This window comes from Vibrio sp. Vb2131, from assembly GCF_033338535.1.
GTDB classification, from domain to species: Bacteria; Pseudomonadota; Gammaproteobacteria; order Enterobacterales; family Vibrionaceae; genus Vibrio; species Vibrio alginolyticus.
On the sequence record NZ_JAWOSW010000001.1, the window covers coordinates 255,740 to 272,241 of the forward strand.

The 16,502-nt window shown below is 45.3% G+C and carries 13 protein-coding genes; 11 read left to right on the top strand and 2 right to left on the bottom strand.

Going from position 1 to position 16,502, the window contains the following annotated elements; all coding sequences use genetic code 11:
- Window positions 1-29 precede the first annotated feature (29 nt).
- From R7E38_RS01110 to R7E38_RS01150, 9 genes are all read left to right on the top strand, one after another.
- Window positions 30-593, top strand: coding sequence for a TRAP transporter small permease (locus R7E38_RS01110; RefSeq protein ID WP_025768663.1), 564 nt, complete (start codon window positions 30-32; stop codon window positions 591-593).
- Window positions 590-1,870: a TRAP transporter large permease gene (locus tag R7E38_RS01115; RefSeq protein ID WP_033906641.1), complete on the top strand. Its 1,281-nt coding sequence runs from the start codon at window positions 590-592 to the stop codon at window positions 1,868-1,870. Before R7E38_RS01110 ends, R7E38_RS01115 begins: the two co-directional genes overlap by 4 nt.
- Window positions 1,871-2,383: 513 nt before the next feature.
- Window positions 2,384-3,358 carry an ester cyclase gene (locus R7E38_RS01120; protein ID WP_064376319.1) on the top strand — a complete coding sequence of 325 codons (975 nt, stop codon included), beginning with the start codon at window positions 2,384-2,386 and terminating at the stop codon, window positions 3,356-3,358.
- Window positions 3,359-3,407: 49 nt separating this feature from the next.
- Window positions 3,408-4,403, top strand: a complete 996-nt coding sequence (locus R7E38_RS01125) for an ester cyclase (RefSeq protein WP_017634491.1) — start codon at window positions 3,408-3,410, stop codon at window positions 4,401-4,403.
- Window positions 4,396-6,129 carry a sodium:solute symporter family transporter gene (locus R7E38_RS01130; RefSeq protein ID WP_005374733.1) on the top strand — a complete coding sequence of 578 codons (1,734 nt, stop codon included), beginning with the start codon at window positions 4,396-4,398 and terminating at the stop codon, window positions 6,127-6,129. Before R7E38_RS01125 ends, R7E38_RS01130 begins: the two co-directional genes overlap by 8 nt.
- Before the next feature lie 217 nt (window positions 6,130-6,346).
- Window positions 6,347-7,354 (top strand): LacI family DNA-binding transcriptional regulator, encoded by a 1,008-nt coding sequence (locus R7E38_RS01135; RefSeq protein WP_318081640.1) that lies wholly within the window; start codon window positions 6,347-6,349, stop codon window positions 7,352-7,354.
- A 145-nt stretch (window positions 7,355-7,499) separates the two neighbouring features.
- Window positions 7,500-8,144 (top strand): recombinase family protein, encoded by a 645-nt coding sequence (locus R7E38_RS01140; protein ID WP_025768668.1) that lies wholly within the window; start codon window positions 7,500-7,502, stop codon window positions 8,142-8,144.
- Window positions 8,141-9,325 (top strand): multidrug effflux MFS transporter, encoded by a 1,185-nt coding sequence (locus R7E38_RS01145; RefSeq protein WP_053303926.1) that lies wholly within the window; start codon window positions 8,141-8,143, stop codon window positions 9,323-9,325. Before R7E38_RS01140 ends, R7E38_RS01145 begins: the two co-directional genes overlap by 4 nt.
- Before the next feature lie 77 nt (window positions 9,326-9,402).
- Window positions 9,403-10,047 (top strand): START domain-containing protein, encoded by a 645-nt coding sequence (locus R7E38_RS01150; RefSeq protein WP_104976385.1) that lies wholly within the window; start codon window positions 9,403-9,405, stop codon window positions 10,045-10,047.
- 80 nt (window positions 10,048-10,127) lie between these two features.
- On the opposite strand, the gene R7E38_RS01155 is transcribed toward R7E38_RS01150, so the two are convergent.
- Window positions 10,128-11,882: a hypothetical protein gene (locus tag R7E38_RS01155; RefSeq protein ID WP_017634495.1), complete on the bottom strand. Its 1,755-nt coding sequence runs from the start codon at window positions 11,880-11,882 to the stop codon at window positions 10,128-10,130.
- A 427-nt stretch (window positions 11,883-12,309) separates the two neighbouring features.
- Here R7E38_RS01155 and R7E38_RS01160 point away from each other — a divergent pair, with 427 nt between their 5' ends.
- Window positions 12,310-13,263: a M23 family metallopeptidase gene (locus tag R7E38_RS01160; RefSeq protein ID WP_005374721.1), complete on the top strand. Its 954-nt coding sequence runs from the start codon at window positions 12,310-12,312 to the stop codon at window positions 13,261-13,263.
- A complete protein-coding gene (locus tag R7E38_RS01165) occupies window positions 13,167-13,619 on the top strand; it encodes a bactofilin family protein (RefSeq protein WP_080276973.1) in 453 nt (150 codons plus the stop codon). Before R7E38_RS01160 ends, R7E38_RS01165 begins: the two co-directional genes overlap by 97 nt.
- Before the next feature lie 87 nt (window positions 13,620-13,706).
- Here R7E38_RS01165 and R7E38_RS01170 read toward each other — a convergent pair whose 3' ends face one another.
- A complete protein-coding gene (locus R7E38_RS01170; protein ID WP_226082728.1) occupies window positions 13,707-16,457 on the bottom strand; it encodes a M16 family metallopeptidase in 2,751 nt (916 codons plus the stop codon).
- Window positions 16,458-16,502 lie beyond the last annotated feature (45 nt).

Below are 16,502 nucleotides of genomic sequence, written 5' to 3' on the forward strand. Positions count from 1 at the left end.
GGTCGTGCTTTCTCGTTTTGGAGGTGAACATGAAGTGGTTTCGCTTACTAGACAAATACCTAGAACCAACCCTTATCGTTATCGCGATCTCAACGATGACAACTTTACTGTGCTTGCAAATCGCACTACGCCTATTTGACGCAACGATCGCGTGGGCTGAAGAGCTGGCACGTTATTTATTCGTATGGGCGATGTACCTGAGCATCAGCTATTGTATCCGAGATGATCGACACATCCGCATTCGTGTGTTCATCGATAAACTTCCGGGCAATTGGACGCAATTCAGTTTGATTGTTTCTGATCTTATCTACCTTGCCTTTAGTGCCACTGTCGCCTGGTTTGGATTTAAGGTGATCAATCGCAGCCTGCAACTCGGTCAGATTGCACCCGCAATGGAAATTCCTATTGCGTGTTTGTATGCCTCTGTTTTAGTTTGCGCACTATTAAGCTGCGCGCGCCTAGTGACAAGCATTTATCAACGTGTGAACGCGTGCTCCACCAGCAATGAACGAGTTCGCTTTTCTCGCCAACGCTATCGCCATATCAAAGCAAAGTACCGTACTTCTAACCGACTATTGGAGTTTAACGCATGACGTCTGCACTTTTGTTTGGCAGCTTTGGTCTGCTTCTGCTCATTGGCGTTCCGGTCGGTATTGCTCTGGCGGCAGCCAGTATGGTCGCGATACTCAGTCTGCCGTTTCTTAACATTGAGTTTTTAGTCCAAGGAATGGTAACAGGGCTCGACTCTTTCCCTCTCCTCGCCGTCGTTCTATTTACCTTGGCAGGTAACCTTATGAGCCAAGGAGGGATCTCAAAACGATTATTACACGTGGCGGAGGTCTTCTTTGGCCACTTTACTGGTGGGCTTGGCATCGTCGCCATTGTGGCGTGCATGTTCTTCGCTTCCATCTCTGGTACGGGGTCTGCCACCGTTGCCGCTATCGGCCTGACGATGATTCCCTCGATGGTGAAGAAAGGCTACGACCGCAGCTTTGCCGGTGCCTTGATAGCCTCTTCCGGCGGAATTGGCGTCATTATTCCACCCTCTGTGGTGATGATCGTCTACGCGATCACAGCTGAAGTCTCGGTCACCAAGATGTTCATGGCGGGCATCATTCCTGGCTTGGTCGTCGGTATGGTATTGATCGGCTATTGTCTAATTGTCTCAAAAATGCGGGGCTACACAGGTAACGAACGCAAAGCCACTTGGTCAGAGCGTCTTGATGCACTAAAAGAAGCCAGTTGGGCAATGCTACTACCCGTAATCATTCTCGGCGGTATCTATTCCGGTATCTTCACACCTACCGAATCAGCCGCCATTGGTGTGCTCTATGGCTTATTCTTTGGCATGTTTGTTTATAAAGAGCTCAAACCAGCGCAAGTGGTGAAAATCATTCTAGAGTCGTCACTGTTAGTTGGCGCTGTGCTCGTCATTGTGGGTGCGTCCGTGACGTTTGGCCGCATATTGACCCTAGAACGTCTACCGACCGAGATCGCTCAGTTCATTCTATCGATTACCGAAAACAAACTGCTGATACTGCTTTGCATCAATGTTCTGTTGTTGCTTGTCGGTACCTTCATGGAAACGCTGGCGGCCATTGTTATTCTCACACCAATTCTGCTACCCATTACGTCAGCACTCGGCATGGACCCCGTTCATTTTGGTATCGTGATGATCGTGAACTTGGCCATTGGCTTTGTTACGCCTCCTTTAGGTGCCAACTTGTTTATGGCAAGTCAGGTAGGCAAAGTACCGATAGAGTCGCTCTCTAAAGCCATTATGGGCTGGATTGGGGCAATGATAGTGGCCTTGATGTTGATTACCTTCATCCCTGCCATCTCGCTATCGTTACCTGCGCTTTTATCCTGATCGTTGCACTCATAGAGCGCTTATGACTGTTATAGCCACTAGATAAACACCTTTCTAGTGGCTTATTCGTTATTTACTTCCGATTTAATAAAAAAGCCTTTAAGCATTCGTATGCAAAAGGAAAATTTGAAAGATATAAGGATAATTGACACCAAAATAGCTGAATATTAGCGATAAAGTCTATTTGGGTGCCTTGATCTGCATGATTATCAGTTTTGGCTTAATCATTTGTTTCCATTCAAACAGATAAAAATAAATTAAGCGATTAAAAAACAATAAGATATTAGGAAATTCATACAAAAAACTTTGACCTCCTTTCTTATTAACACGTCTCGATAAGAGATAGCTTCCATCTCTCCTGTACTTTTTTAGTTTGTTTTCCGCTCAATTGTTAAAAGTCTGATCATCAGCACGCTATTTAAACAATCAAAAAACAATCCGTTGACAAAATGGCAACATGATATATTTTGAATACGTAATCAAAACATAATTATTCAATTACGGAGGTGATTTATGGCCATGGTTGGCTTCGATGAAAAGTGGCGTGATTTTCCCGACTACATTCTTGGTATCACAAAAGAGATTTGGGAAGACCGAGGTTTAAACACCTTAGAACACTACTACTCTCCCGACATTGTTGTGCGTACTCCACTCTCTATCGTTCAAGGAAACGAAGGGGTGATCAGTGCAACAATGGCGACACTGGCCGAGTTTCCCGATCGCACGCTATATGGCGAAGACGTCATTTGGTCAGGCACCCCGGAACAAGGCATGCTTTCTTCTCATCGAATCATCTCTACTGCAACACACAGTGGCAACGGCTTCTACGGGCAAGCCTCGAACCGCAAACTTCGTTTCCGTATTATCGCAGATTGCCACGCTATCAATAACCAAATCAATGACGAATGGTTGGTTCGCGATCAAGCCGATATCGCGAACCAACTGGGCATGACGTCAGAAGAGTTTGCACGCCAACAAATCGAATTTGAAGGTGGCGTGGAATCAAGCCCATTTCCGTTCACACCTGAAGTCGACATTCCTGGACCTTATTTGGGCGTAGGCAACGACAACGAATATGGTCATCGATATGAAGCAATTCTCAGAAGCCTTATGAATGCCGAGTTCTCAATAGTACCGAAAGAGTACGACCGCGCTTGCATCGGCGAATACACTGGCGGTCAAACTGCCCTATCACACTCGGAAGTCGATCATTTTTGGATGGCACTTCGTGCGTCTTTCCCAAATGCTCAATTTACCGTTCACCATCGTATTGGCCGAGATGACGACATGATGTCACCACGCGCGGCAATTCGATGGTCTTTGCACGGTAAGCATGAGGGATATGGGATGTTTGGTAAGCCTTCAGGAAAAGAGGTTTACATCATGGGGATCAGCCACGCTGAGTTTGGCCCTTGGGGTCTTCGTCGCGAATTCACTTTGTTTGACGAGACCGCAATCTGGAAGCAAATCCTGCTTCAGCAAGGCTAACGGCTGACTAAACACTATTTATTAAAATCACGGACAGTAAGGAAGCAACATGTCACTCAACATCATCGAACAGTTCTACCAGAACTACTTCAAAGCCGCAGACATCGAGCAAAAACAGGCCGCTCTGCAAACTTTGAACCCTGACGTAAAATGGTGCGTGGCGCACCCTGTGAACGATCTTAATGGCCCAGATGCAACCCACGAATCTTTCCTCTCACCACTTGTTAATGCTTTGCCTGACGCCGAGCGCCGACCAATAATTGTTATGCACGGCGAATACGAAGGCCGCACTTGGTACAACTCTACCGGCTACTTTATCGGTACATTTGAACAACCACTGTTTGGCATCCCAGCAACAGGGAAAACACTCTACTTGCGTTACACCGAAATGGTGTGTGTGGAGAACGACCAAATCACCGAATCTTACATGATCCCAGACTTCATCGACGCGATGAATCAAGCAGGCTGCAACCCTCTTCGTAAAAGCTTAGGTCACGATGGCTTGGTTCCTTCTCCTGCAACTTCTAACGGTATTCAACAATCTGTTGTGTCTTTGGAAGAAAGTGAAAAGAGCGCCCAGCTGGTTGAAGATATGCTGTCTTGCTTGGGTCGTTTTGATGGCAAAGATCTTTTCTCGATGGATTTAGAAAACTACTGGCACAATGACTTTATGTGGTACGGCCCTGCTGGTATTGGTACTACGCGCGGTATCAAAGGTTTCCGTAACCACCATCAAGCGCCATTTGTGTTTGCCTTCCCTGACCGAAGTGTCGATATTGAGGTCAATTTTTTGGCCAAAAATGACTACGTATCCACAGGTGGTTGGCCACATATGCATGGTACTCACACTGGTCACAGTGGCTGGCTCGGTCTCGCCCCGACAGGAAAACACATCGAACTTCGCGTTATGGACATTTGGCGACGCGAAGGCGATTTACTGAAAGAAAACTGGGTGGCGATCGACATCGTTCATATCCTGCTGCAACTTGGCTATGACGTGTTTGCACAAATGAAAGAACAGTTAGAAGGACCTAATTATGCATGAGTTTGGCGCACTTAACTGGAGCATCCTTGGGGGATACATAGCCCTAACGCTAGTATTGGGTGCGGTGATTGGTAAGCGAGTAACTTCAGCTAGCCAATTCGCTTTGGGTGATAAGAGCATCCCTTGGTGGGCGATCGGTATTTCTGTCGTTTGTACTTACGTGAGTGCCATGTCTTTCCTTGGTGGGCCAGCTTGGTCTTACAAAGAAGGCCTGTCGGTTATCGCGATTCACCTCAATTATCCGCTGGTGATCTTCTTCATCGTGGCTGTGTTTATGCCGTTTTTCTACAACAACGGTTTAACCTCTATCTACGAGTATCAAGAACGACGCTTCGGCAAGGCTTCACGACTGACTTTGTCGTTTATCTTCCTTATCAAACAAGCATTGAGCTCGGCAGCCGTACTCTACGCGACAGCAATGATTTTAGAGTTCATTACTGGTATCGACGTGATGTACTGCATCATGATCGTCACTGCAATTGCCCTTATCTACACCGTAATGGGCGGTATCGCGGCTGTCATTTGGACCGATGTGATTCAAGCAGTAATCTTATTTATTGGCGCATTCATCATCATTGAAGCCGTTTGGAATGGCATGCCTGCTCCAATGACGGAGGTCATGGCAGAACTCAAAGCGAAAGGAATGACCGATGCCCTACAAACAAGTTTTGACCTAAGCCAAGTAACGACTGTATGGGCCGGCGTTATCGCAATGACGATGTTCCACACCACCGTGTATGGCGGTAACCAGATGATGGTACAACGTTGTATGGCCGCGAAAAACATGGGCGATGCGAAAAAGGCAATGTTGATGATGGGCTACGTGGCCTTCTTTATTTACTTTGTCTTTATCTTGCTTGGCGTCCTATTCAACGCTTATTACGACGGTAAAGAGTTTGAAAACGGCAACACCATCATTCTTCATTATGCGAGTGAATATGGAATGCCAGGCTTGATGGGCATCATTGCCGCTGCGATTCTGGCGGCAAGTATGTCGAGTCTCGATTCCGCATTTAACTCAATGGCGACCGTTTCTGTGGCTGACTTTTACAAACGCTTCTACAAGCAAAACGAGTCGGAAGAGCATTACTTAAAGGTATCGCGTTTCTTCACGGTGGCGTGGGCGATTTTGGTCATCATTCCAGCGATCATGTTTGCCACCAGCACAGGCTCGGTACTGGAAGTGCTGAGTAAGGCAGGCTCTTACTTTGTCGGTGCGAGCTTCTGTATGTTCGTCCTTGGTTTCTACTCAAAACACATTACGGAAAAAGGCTTGTTAATTGGCGTTGCTGCTAGCTTCTTGGTGATTTGGTATGTAGCCGTTGCGACCGATATTGCGTGGCCTTGGTATTGCGTGATTGGAGTCCTTGTGAATGCCGTTGTCGCTTACATTGCTAGCCTTCTCCTGACGGGTAAACAAGATGAAATGCATCTTTACACAGTGAAAGGCCAGCAAGCGGAATATGCTCGTCTAAATAAACCAATCAAGGAAGATGGTTGGTATGTCGTTCCCGGCAAAATCGATGCTCCATGTTATGGCTTACTAGTGATGTTTGTATTCTCGATCGTGATGCTTTGGGGGATCAACGCGTTTACCGACAACGCTCCTATGCTGATTAACTTTATGCGTGGCTGCTCTATTCTTGTCGCTACCGCTTGCATCGGATACATGGGGTATTCACTCCTCTCCCCAAAACGTAAAGTTGCAGTCAAACAAGCAAATTAATGTTCTTTACGCAGATACTGTACGTCCAACAAACGGACAGTATCTACGCTCTAGATCTAGTGCTAGCTCAAAGCAAACCAAATGGGTTAACCCACATTTTGCTTTTTAACACTCCAAAGCCATTATTCTACTTAGGATACCCCGTCAGAACATTTATGAATACGTACCTATTTATGCTAGTCTTATGACCTCAATTACTGGCAACTAAGTTTTATTCATGAAATCAATTAAACACGTAGTCACATCAAAAGATGTGGCAAAGATGGCAGGCGTCTCTCAATCTACTGTATCGCGCGTGTTTGTTCCGGGTAGCTCAGTATCCGAAAAGACCAAGCAAAAAGTCTTTGAAGCGGCTAAAGCCCTTAACTACCGCCCTAACGCCTTTGCACGTAGCCTGACCACAAACGAATCGAAATTGATAGGTTTGGTGTTTCCTGATGCGGATTACCCTATCCATATGAAAAAACTGCAATTAATTTCCAGTGAGTTACAGAAAAAAGGTTATTCTGCCGTATTGATTCCATGGCAAGTGGATGAAGAAGAGGGCCACTCAATCCCAAATATCTTCCAGTATCGCGTCGATGGTGTCATTGCTGCTTCCGCAACCTTCAATAAGTCCCTTTATGAAGAATGTGAAGAGTTTAATATCCCAATTGTTCAATACGCACGAGTTGTTGAAGGTACTAGGAGTAGCTACGTTATCAGTGACAACTACGAAGCAGGCCAACAAGCTGCGCAACTTCTGCACAAAAGTGGCGTGAAGAACGCGGTTTATTTGACGGGAGAAGTGCCAACCTTTACGAATGACGAACGTCAAAGCGGCTTCTGCTCTGAATTTGAAGACCTAACCGGCAAGACGCCACGCATCATTGAAGCCAGCTATGACTACGCGAGCTCACTTGATAAAGTCCGTGCCATACTGGCAGACAAAAATCGGCCTGAAGCGGTGTTCTGTGCAACCGATAACCTTGCGATGGCGGTCATGGATATCGCCCGTATAGAATGCGGGTTGAGCATTCCTCAGGACTTACAAGTCATTGGCTTTGATAATATTCCTCAGACAGAATGGTTAAGCTATCAATTAACCACATTCCGCCAGGATTTCCGTCGCCTCGCTCGCGAGTGCGTGAAGATCATTGTTGATCAAATTAATACGAAAAACGGCAGCCTAGTAAAAATGATGGTGCCAGTGAAGTTAATCGAGCGACAGACAACAAAAGCTTAAATAGCTATAGCCAGCCATTCGGTTGGCTTTTTATTTGCCCCTGACTCCCAAACGGCTCATTTAGTGTTGTAAGAATTAATGAGCCCATGTATATTTATGAGCCATTACACTATATGAACCAAAAGAAAAGGGGCTCATAATCCTTATGACCACGTATCTTTACACTCGTTATTCGCCAAAAAATCGAGCTTACCAAGAGCACCTTAATACTCTAAAAGCTTTTGCGCCCGAAGCTCAGCATTTTGAGGATAAGGTTCGTGGTTGCATGCCTCCAACCGAGAGAGAGGCATTCTTACAACTGCTCGATTCCGTCAGAACTGGGGATACGATTGTGCTCTGGTGGCTGACCGCATTTGGTCGCGACTTTAGTCAAGCATTGAACACAATAAAAATGCTACTCGATAAAGGGGTAACATTGAAAACCGTATGTGAATCACTAACTTTTGAGCCAGGTTCTGTTCAAACTCAAACACTACTCACAGTGTTATCTGGATATGGGAAAGTGCAGACTGAACATCGCCTGTTTGCCGCAGAGCAAGGGCGACAGGCCATTAAAGAGCAGCCAGAATTATGGAAACAGAAGTTTCGCGGCCGCCCCGCAAACAAAACCAAACACCAACAGATCGCAACGTTACTGCTAGAAGGCTACACATTGCAAAACGTGGCAGAGCAATGCGAAGTCAGTCTATCGACTGTGAAGCGGGTCAAAGCAAAGCTAAATGAAGTGGATGACGAAGGTGGCTTAAGATCACGACGCCAAAAAAGTTGTTTGAATGGAGACCCGTCATGAGTCGCCCAATCAACTTTCATACTATACTACTCGCCTGTCTTATTATTAGCGTTGGCCAGTTGAGCATGGGGCTAGTCATGCCCTCTTTGCCATGGATAGCAAAAGACTTTTCCATCTCCCTCGACCAAGCTCAACTACTTGTGAGTATTTATTTGCTCGGCTTTGGCCCCTCTCAATTTATCTACGGGCCAGTGTCAGATGCTTTAGGACGAAAAAGAGTATTACTTACCGGTTTACTCATCGCGATGTCTGGTCTGCTGATGATTATTTTCTTCAGTGACACATTTACAGGGATGGTGATGGGGCGCTTTTTACAAGGGTTAGGTACAGGATGCTGCGCGGTACTCGCGAGGGCGTCGACTCGAGATAGATTTAGCGGGGATGAACTCCCAGTGGCAATGTCTTACATCGCCATGGCGGCTTCAATCACGCCACTTATTGCACCTGTGATTGGCGGCTTTATCAACTTCCACTTCGGTTGGAGTATGGTGTTTATTTCTCTATTGGGCTATGTCTCGCTGGCCTGGGTAATCATCGCCTTTAAGTTCACAGAAACCATCACAAAACGTTCTGTCATTCCGTCACCCCGAAAAATGTTACTCCAATACAAGAGCTTACTTACGTCTCGTTACTTTATGAGTTTCGCCAGTATCAGTTGGTTAAACTTCAGCTTAATGATTACGACAGTCTCTGTGATGCCATTTATCATGCAAGATCAAATTGGCATGACCTCCGCTCAATACGCGATATGGGCGCTCATTCCCGCTTTGGGTATGTTATGTGGTACCACGATTTGTAACCGAGTAAGGCCAATTATTGGCAATAAAAAAATGCTGCTTTGCACCCCATTTCTTCACCTCGCTGCCGCAATATGGTTATTTTTCTGCCCTGTTGAGCCTCTATTTCTGATGCTAGGACAGCTATTAATGATCTTGGGTAATGGTATTGCCCTACCTTGTGCACAAGCGATGGTAATGCAACCTTATAAAAAGCAAGCAGGTGCCGCAGCGGCAATGTCTGGTGGTGGACAAATGGTCGTCTCCTCATTGGTCAGCTTAACTCTGGTGCAGCTTGGATTGAGTCAAGCATGGCATCTAGCGATCGTTATCGTAATATTTGCATCGCTTACCTTCACCAACATTCAACGTGGCTTTAGTGCAGAGCAACCTTCAGAACAATAACAACAAACATACTATTGTCCTTATAGCTACAACAAATCGTATAAATTTAAATTTAGGAAAAGTTGGCGGATACTAACATGATGTTGCATTTAAGAATGGGCGCCGTAACACTCGCCACATTGATATCCGCTGGTACTGATGCGAGCGCCAACGAGAACTGGCAGTTCGAGAGTGACAAGAATGGAATCACAATTTACTCCCGAGAACATAGTGACGGTTTAGTTGAGATCCGTGCCCGGATGTTCACACCCACCAGCTATGGTGCATTTTTAACGCTACTGGAAGACAGTGACAACATCCCGAACTGGATTGACAATGCCAGTCATAGCCGGGTTTTAAATCAGATATCGGCCACCGAGAACATCGTTTACACCCAGTTTAAAGCACCATGGCCTGCCAAAAATCGGGATATGGTCACCTACTCAAAGTACTGGGTCGATGAGCTGGGATTCACCGTAGAAATCAAAAGCGCACCTGACTCATATCTTGCTGAACAAAATGGTTATGTTCGAATTCGCTCGGTTGATGCGACTTGGGAGTTACAAAAACTCACAAACGATACAACACTCGTGGAATACAAGGCGTTTGCTGATCCCGGAGGTCTATTGCCAAACTGGCTGATCAACAAACTTTCAAAAGAAAGTGCATGGGCGACATTTGGTAACTTAAGAAAAGAGTTACCTGAATATCAGCAATACTCTCATCCTCAAATAGATGAGTAAGCGTCGCTCTTCCCACTCGCTTTTTAATGCGGTACATAATAACAAAAGGCGGCATATGCCGCCTTTTTCTACTCAATGTGTTACTGTTGTGCAACCGTTACAGGTTTAGTTGCACCACGGTAATCAAACTCAAAACCAATACCTTGGTCTGTCACGTCCATCGTCATACCACCAACAAGCTCGCCTTGTAAGCTTTTGACAACATCATCCGGAACCGGCTCCCCAGTGATTGACGACGCACTCTCTAACACTTCCAAAATACGCTCTGAATCAAAATCAAAGCTGAACAAGCCATTTGGAGAAAGTGATTGCGCCATCACTTCTTTGCTTGCTTCCGCAGCACTATCACCACTGTAAAGGGTGAAATGGTTTTCGTTTAGACGAGCAAACACGTCCACCTTCATGCCAGTATGCATTTCTAATAGGTCACTGACATTAACAGGTTGGTTATCCGGTTGAATTTGCAATTGAGCAAGTTCAGGAACGAACATTTGCGCAGTTTGAATAAGCATCATTGGATCATTGGCAGAAAGAGACAACATACCATCTAGCTGGCTAAATACTTCACCATGCTGAGCATTAGTATCTACTTTGATATCAAACATTTGCAGGCTTAAGCCTTTGAGGCCGTTAACCATGCCTGACCCCATGCTTACAGCGGCTGCTGGATTCTGGCCGCCCATCTCTTGCTGCATTTGTGTCAATAAAGAGCATTGATATTGAGGCTGGGTCAAGTCAGCCCAAATCTGACCAATCGATGGCGCTAGCGTATTAATGTCTAAACCAAGCGCCATACTAAAGAAACTCTTATCACTTTTAGACTCTGCCAATACACCACGAATCGACTTGAGCGCATCTAGAATCACTTTATTGTTGGACTCAACAACAAAAGAACCTTTAATGAACGCCTGATCGCCTTTCATCTTGTATTCTGCAAACGCGACGGACTGAGGCCAGTTTTCTGCAACTTGAGTAAGCTCAGTATGGCAGGCTGGTGAACGCATTTCCTCAATAGTTGGTTCAGGATCTATTGCATCCAACGTGCTGATTTGACGAGCAAACATATTGCCATCTTTCGTCGTCAAACCTTTAATCACTTCGCGATGATCAAAGTAACCAAAAGAGTTGTTGTTTTCACCGTATTTGGCTTGCAACGCCTCAAGGCGTCCACTGTCAGCAATATTTTGACTTGGTGCTTCAAGCCCTAATGCCATTTTAATCGGGTTTTGAACGCCCAGTTGCGGAACATCAACCGTTAACGTAAGCACGTTATCAACCACGGCTACAACCAAGCCAATACCGTCCTGCGGGTCAATTGAATCAGTCATCTCGTAACGACGATACTCGACTTCACCAAGCTTAACCAACTCATGCTTAGCGCCGCTCATCTGCTCTTCATGATCCAGTGTTTTCCATAACGCGGCAGGGTCTTCAATATCCACTTTGTACACCGGTACCATACCAATTGTGTACAACACAGGATTAATGTTTTCCCCGGTGCCCAAATAAGCTTTTAATGTTTCTGGCGACGCAGCACTCTCTAGGTATCCATCGAATAAGTTAACTGCAAACTGCTGTTGTGGAGACAGTGGTTCATCGGCAAAAAGTTCTGCAATCGAGCCTTGATTCGCCGTACCGAATGCGTTCATGTATTTATAATGGTTAAAAGGTTCAGTCTGATACGTCACCATAAGTGAATCTGCAGGAACTTGCGTTAACAGTGAGCCTGCATCACTCGCGGTAGTATTGTTTTGGTACAGGTAGCCAGCGCCCCCTGCTGCTGCGACCACTGCTGTAGCCAATAGTAGTTTTTTCACGACCAACTCCGTTGTCATAGTTATGTGTTCCTAAACGAAATGTAACGCTTAGGTTTAAAGCCAATGAATAGTGCTTTATATCAACCGCTATCATAAACAAGTTATCGATGTAATGAATGTCGGTTTGATAAATTATCCAACATTTATAAGGCAAACCGTGAAGTAAGTTGAATTGCGTGCGGATGCTATTGGCAATATTCACAATCCAATTTCTCGGATAACCGCCTTAAAAATCATAATATTCAGTTAAATGAAGCGATTTGGAGTAATTACGACCAAAATCAGCAGAATATTAAATCTTTATTGAGTCTTTTATCTAATATCTGAAAACGCCTCACGACCTGACACTTCTTTCCAATTTGCCTCTGGCAGTCCCTACTCGTTTTCCTTACATTCCTACTAACTCAGTGACGAGACGTATACCAAATACGAGCAATAGAAGACGATGAAAGACCAGTTGACGATCTCTATATCAACTATCAATGGCTCAAGACATTGGTACTTCAGTAAAAGGATGCAACGCAACATAAAAACGTTTTTCGTTTTTTTTGTTGTTGCTCTGGCCGCGACCGTAATCTTAATTCATCACTTGTACACTCGCGTTGATAATGCAGCGTTAAAACAAGCTGAATTGACAGAGCATTCACGCACCATGGGTGAAGAGCTCAGCACACTGAAAACACTTAAATCAGAGCTAGAAAATGACCTTTCAGAACGGGAAGAACGGGTACAACTTGTTTCGGAACGTTTGGGTGAATTAGAGAAAGTGCTTGGGGTTGGAGAACATACCTCGACAAATAACTTGGATGCTAGGCTCGATGCAGCGGCGATAACCTCAAACGTTCGCATGGTGTTATTAAACCAAATACCAAGTGGCTCTCCAGTCGGCAACGTACGGCTATCTTCCGGATTCGGTAAGCGTATCCATCCGGTGACAAAAGTTGCCAAAATGCATCGTGGGCTCGATTTTGCCGTAAATATCGGTACCAAAATTTATGCCCCTGCCGATGGGGTAGTGGAAGTTACCCGCCGCAGTAATAAAGGCTCTGGTAACTTCCTCAGGCTACAACATTCTTTCGGTTTTTCGAGTTCTTATTCGCACTTGAAAGCGTTCAAAGTAAAAAGTGGTCAGTTCGTCAAAAAAGGGCAGCTGATTGCAATTTCCGGCAACAGTGGGCTCTCTTCTGGCCCTCACCTGCATTACGAGGTGCGATTTGTTGGGCGAGCACTGAATCCGAAACCATTTGTCGATTGGAGCCTTAATGATTTCGAAGACATTTTTACTAAGGAGCGAAGAATACGATGGGAATCTTTAATCAAAACAGTGGAACAACGAGTAGCTCAGCAGCTTCAACTCTCATCGCCAAAGGCTGTTCTCTTAGCGGAGAACTCAAAGTAGAAAACGATGTCCAGATTGATGGCATCGTCGATGGTCAAATTAACGTGGAAGGCACTCTCGTTGTCGCAGAAAGCGGGCGAGTAAACGGTGAAATCTACGCTAAACAGCTGATCATTAATGGCATGATGGACGGAAACTGTCACGCAGAACACATTCAAGTGCTTGCCAAGGGACGCGTAAGCGGTAGGATCTGGAGCAATAACCTCAGCATTGAACCTGGTGGCAAATTCTTTGGTGAAGCAGCCGAATTACCTGAAAAGGAAGTGGTAACGTTAAAGGGTAAGGCTCAAGACAGTGCGATCACAAAAGAAAATAACACCAACAATGAAAAGCGACTTTCGCGTAAATCAGCATAAAAGCTTTGATTAAAGTGCTTAAAAAAGACGGCTTTCACGCCGTCTTTTTTATTACTATTGCCACGATTTTCGTCAGAAACTACGTGATTATTCGGCCGGATTTAAAACCATTACCGAGCGTTTTGCTTGTGGACCAAAAGCTGATTTTGCATGCGCTTTCACTTCATCTAACGTCACACTCTTAGCCACTTTCTCAACGTCAAGCAACACATCGACGCCGTAATCATGCACCAAATAACGAGTATATGCCCATGATCTCTGTGCTGGGTTGTCATCCAATCCTTGCATCGCGACTGCCAGTTGTTTCGCGGCCGTATCCACTTCTTTTTGGGTAATATTTGACGCTAAACCATCAAACACTTTGCCCAGTTTACTCTCTAAAAGTGCCACGTCTTCGGGCTCAACTTGAGACTCCAAGAGCCAATCAGAGATGGGTTCGCGATCTTGTGTCATGGTGTAAATGCTCGGGCTGTAATCAAGGCTAGACTCTTCTCGCACAATATCCAAAACACGTGCATTACTAATACGTTGCAAAATATCTTCGATAACCGTGTCTCTTGCCGTACGTTGGTAATCGCTCGTATTAGTCAAACGCATTACATACAACGATGAAGGTTCATGCCCATCCGCAACCACAGTTCGCTCCGGCACTTCCGGGTTAAACGCAACGTGATAATCAATCGAACGACTCGGTTTCATTTCGATAGAGGCCACATACTTACGCAAAAGTGGTGTAATTTCTTCCGGCTCTACGTTTGCAACAATAACCATCTTAAAACCATCATTGGTTTTGAAAAGTTGCTCATGCACCGCTAGTATCTGCTCAGAAGTCACTTGTTCAACATCATCACTGGACACTATACGATGACGACTACCCGGCAAATAAGAATTGCCGTTTGCTTTTTGAATCAGTTTTCCCATCGGTGATTCAAAAAAAGCGCCGCTCTGCTGTTTAAACTCTTGCTTCGCTGCTTCCATCTGGCGCTCGTCGACTTTAATCTCCGTCGCTAGGTTGTATAGTCCATTCAAAGCATCAGTTAGGTGCGTATTTGGCGCCGTAATTTGTGCTCCGTGACTGGTCGCATCAAGCATCGCGCCAAGCGCAATGTTGTTTTTGCGTAAGTAGCTATCTAGCTCTGAACCAGAAAATGCCCCTAACCCACTGCGTATTGCCGTTGTTGCTGCGATTTCATAAGCGGCATACAACGTCGGATCAACAGCGGCTTTACCACCTTGGCTCGCATAGTAAATATACGCTCGACCACCCGCTTTAGTATCTTTTTGGAACCACACTTCGACACCGTTTGATAGCGTATAGACTTGAAAACCACCCGCTTCCTGACGCATGCTCGTGATGCTGCCTTCCTGGGTAGGCTTTAAGAATCCATCCACTTTGTCATACATCTCTAACGGTTTTTCGCCAGTTTGAAGATAGGCACTGTTTAGAGCGGCAAATACACCATTGAACTGTTCTGACGTTTCGCTTTTCCCCAAACCAATAAAAAAGCTTGGCTGCTGAGATAACAAAGCCGTCAATTGTGTGTTAATGCTCTCTAAATTCTCGTTGTTGATGAATTCTGCCAAACTCTGGGCATAATTCTCTTTTGATTGGCTGACACTGTCTTGTCCAATTTGAAAAACACGTGCTTCTGCGTAACTGTTTGGCTTACGCTGACTCCAATCTGAATCAATATTTGCAAGTTCACCTTGCCAATTTGACATAACGCTATCTAACTCGGATTGAGTCGCACCATAATCTCTCAACGACGCCAAGGTACGAATGAAAGTCTGGTGCATTTGTTCGCGGCGATCTGGTGCAAACGAAATCCCTGCCGACATCATACGCTGATAGTTAGAGTAATAGGGCTCTGCATAAGCGTATTGAAAAGGTTCAGCGGCATCACTGAGTACACGGATCAAACGCTGTTGAATGAGTTGTGTTGCGACTTCATCACGCCACACTTCATGTTGTTGCTCAATCGTCGTACCGCCACTTAGACCACGCTCAATCACTAAATGAAGACTTGGTGATTCCATCGTGTTGCTTGGCAAGATTCTGTTTTCGTTGTTCACTCGAATATCACGGCGCTTCTCTATTACCGTATCCGAGGTACTTTCCCAGTTCGAGAACTTGCTTTTGATAATCTTGGACAGTGAATCTACGTCGATATTACCAGTCACAATCAACTCGGCATTTTGTGGCTGGTACCACTTGTCGTAAAACGCCTTTAACTTACTCGAGGAAGCGTTTTGAATCGCTTCGCGAGTACCAATTGGGTCATGCTCACCATACATAGTGCCTTCAATCGAGGCTTGGTAAGCATGCATAGAAAAGGACTTATCATCCGGATTAGCACGTCGCCATTCCCCAAGAATCACCCCTTTTTCTTTCTCTACTTGCTCAGGAGCAAACTCAAGTCCGTTACCGATATCTCTCATCCACTTCAGGGCATCTTCTAGCTTCGTATTATTCGCAAGGTCAAGTTGGTAAGACGTTTGCTGATAACTGGTAAAAGCGTTGATATCAGCGCCAAAGCTACCACCAGATTGCTCGAAAAGTTTGACAACGTCGTTACCGGTAAAATGCTCACTACCATTAAACGCCATATGCTCAACAAAGTGAGCGTAACCCTTTTGAGAAGATGTTTCTTGGAATGAGCCGATATTCATCACCAAACGGACCGAAACTTCTTGGTCTTCTGTTGGATAAAGATGGTATTTCATACCGTTCGATAACTGGTCCACGTGCCAGTTGGCGTCAGGTTGAATCGGCGTCGACTGTTGTATCAGAGCACACCCTGACACTAATAACGCGGGGACTAACAATATACTGCGCATAACGATTGCCCATAACAATGATTAAGCTAATCAATATATATCCGG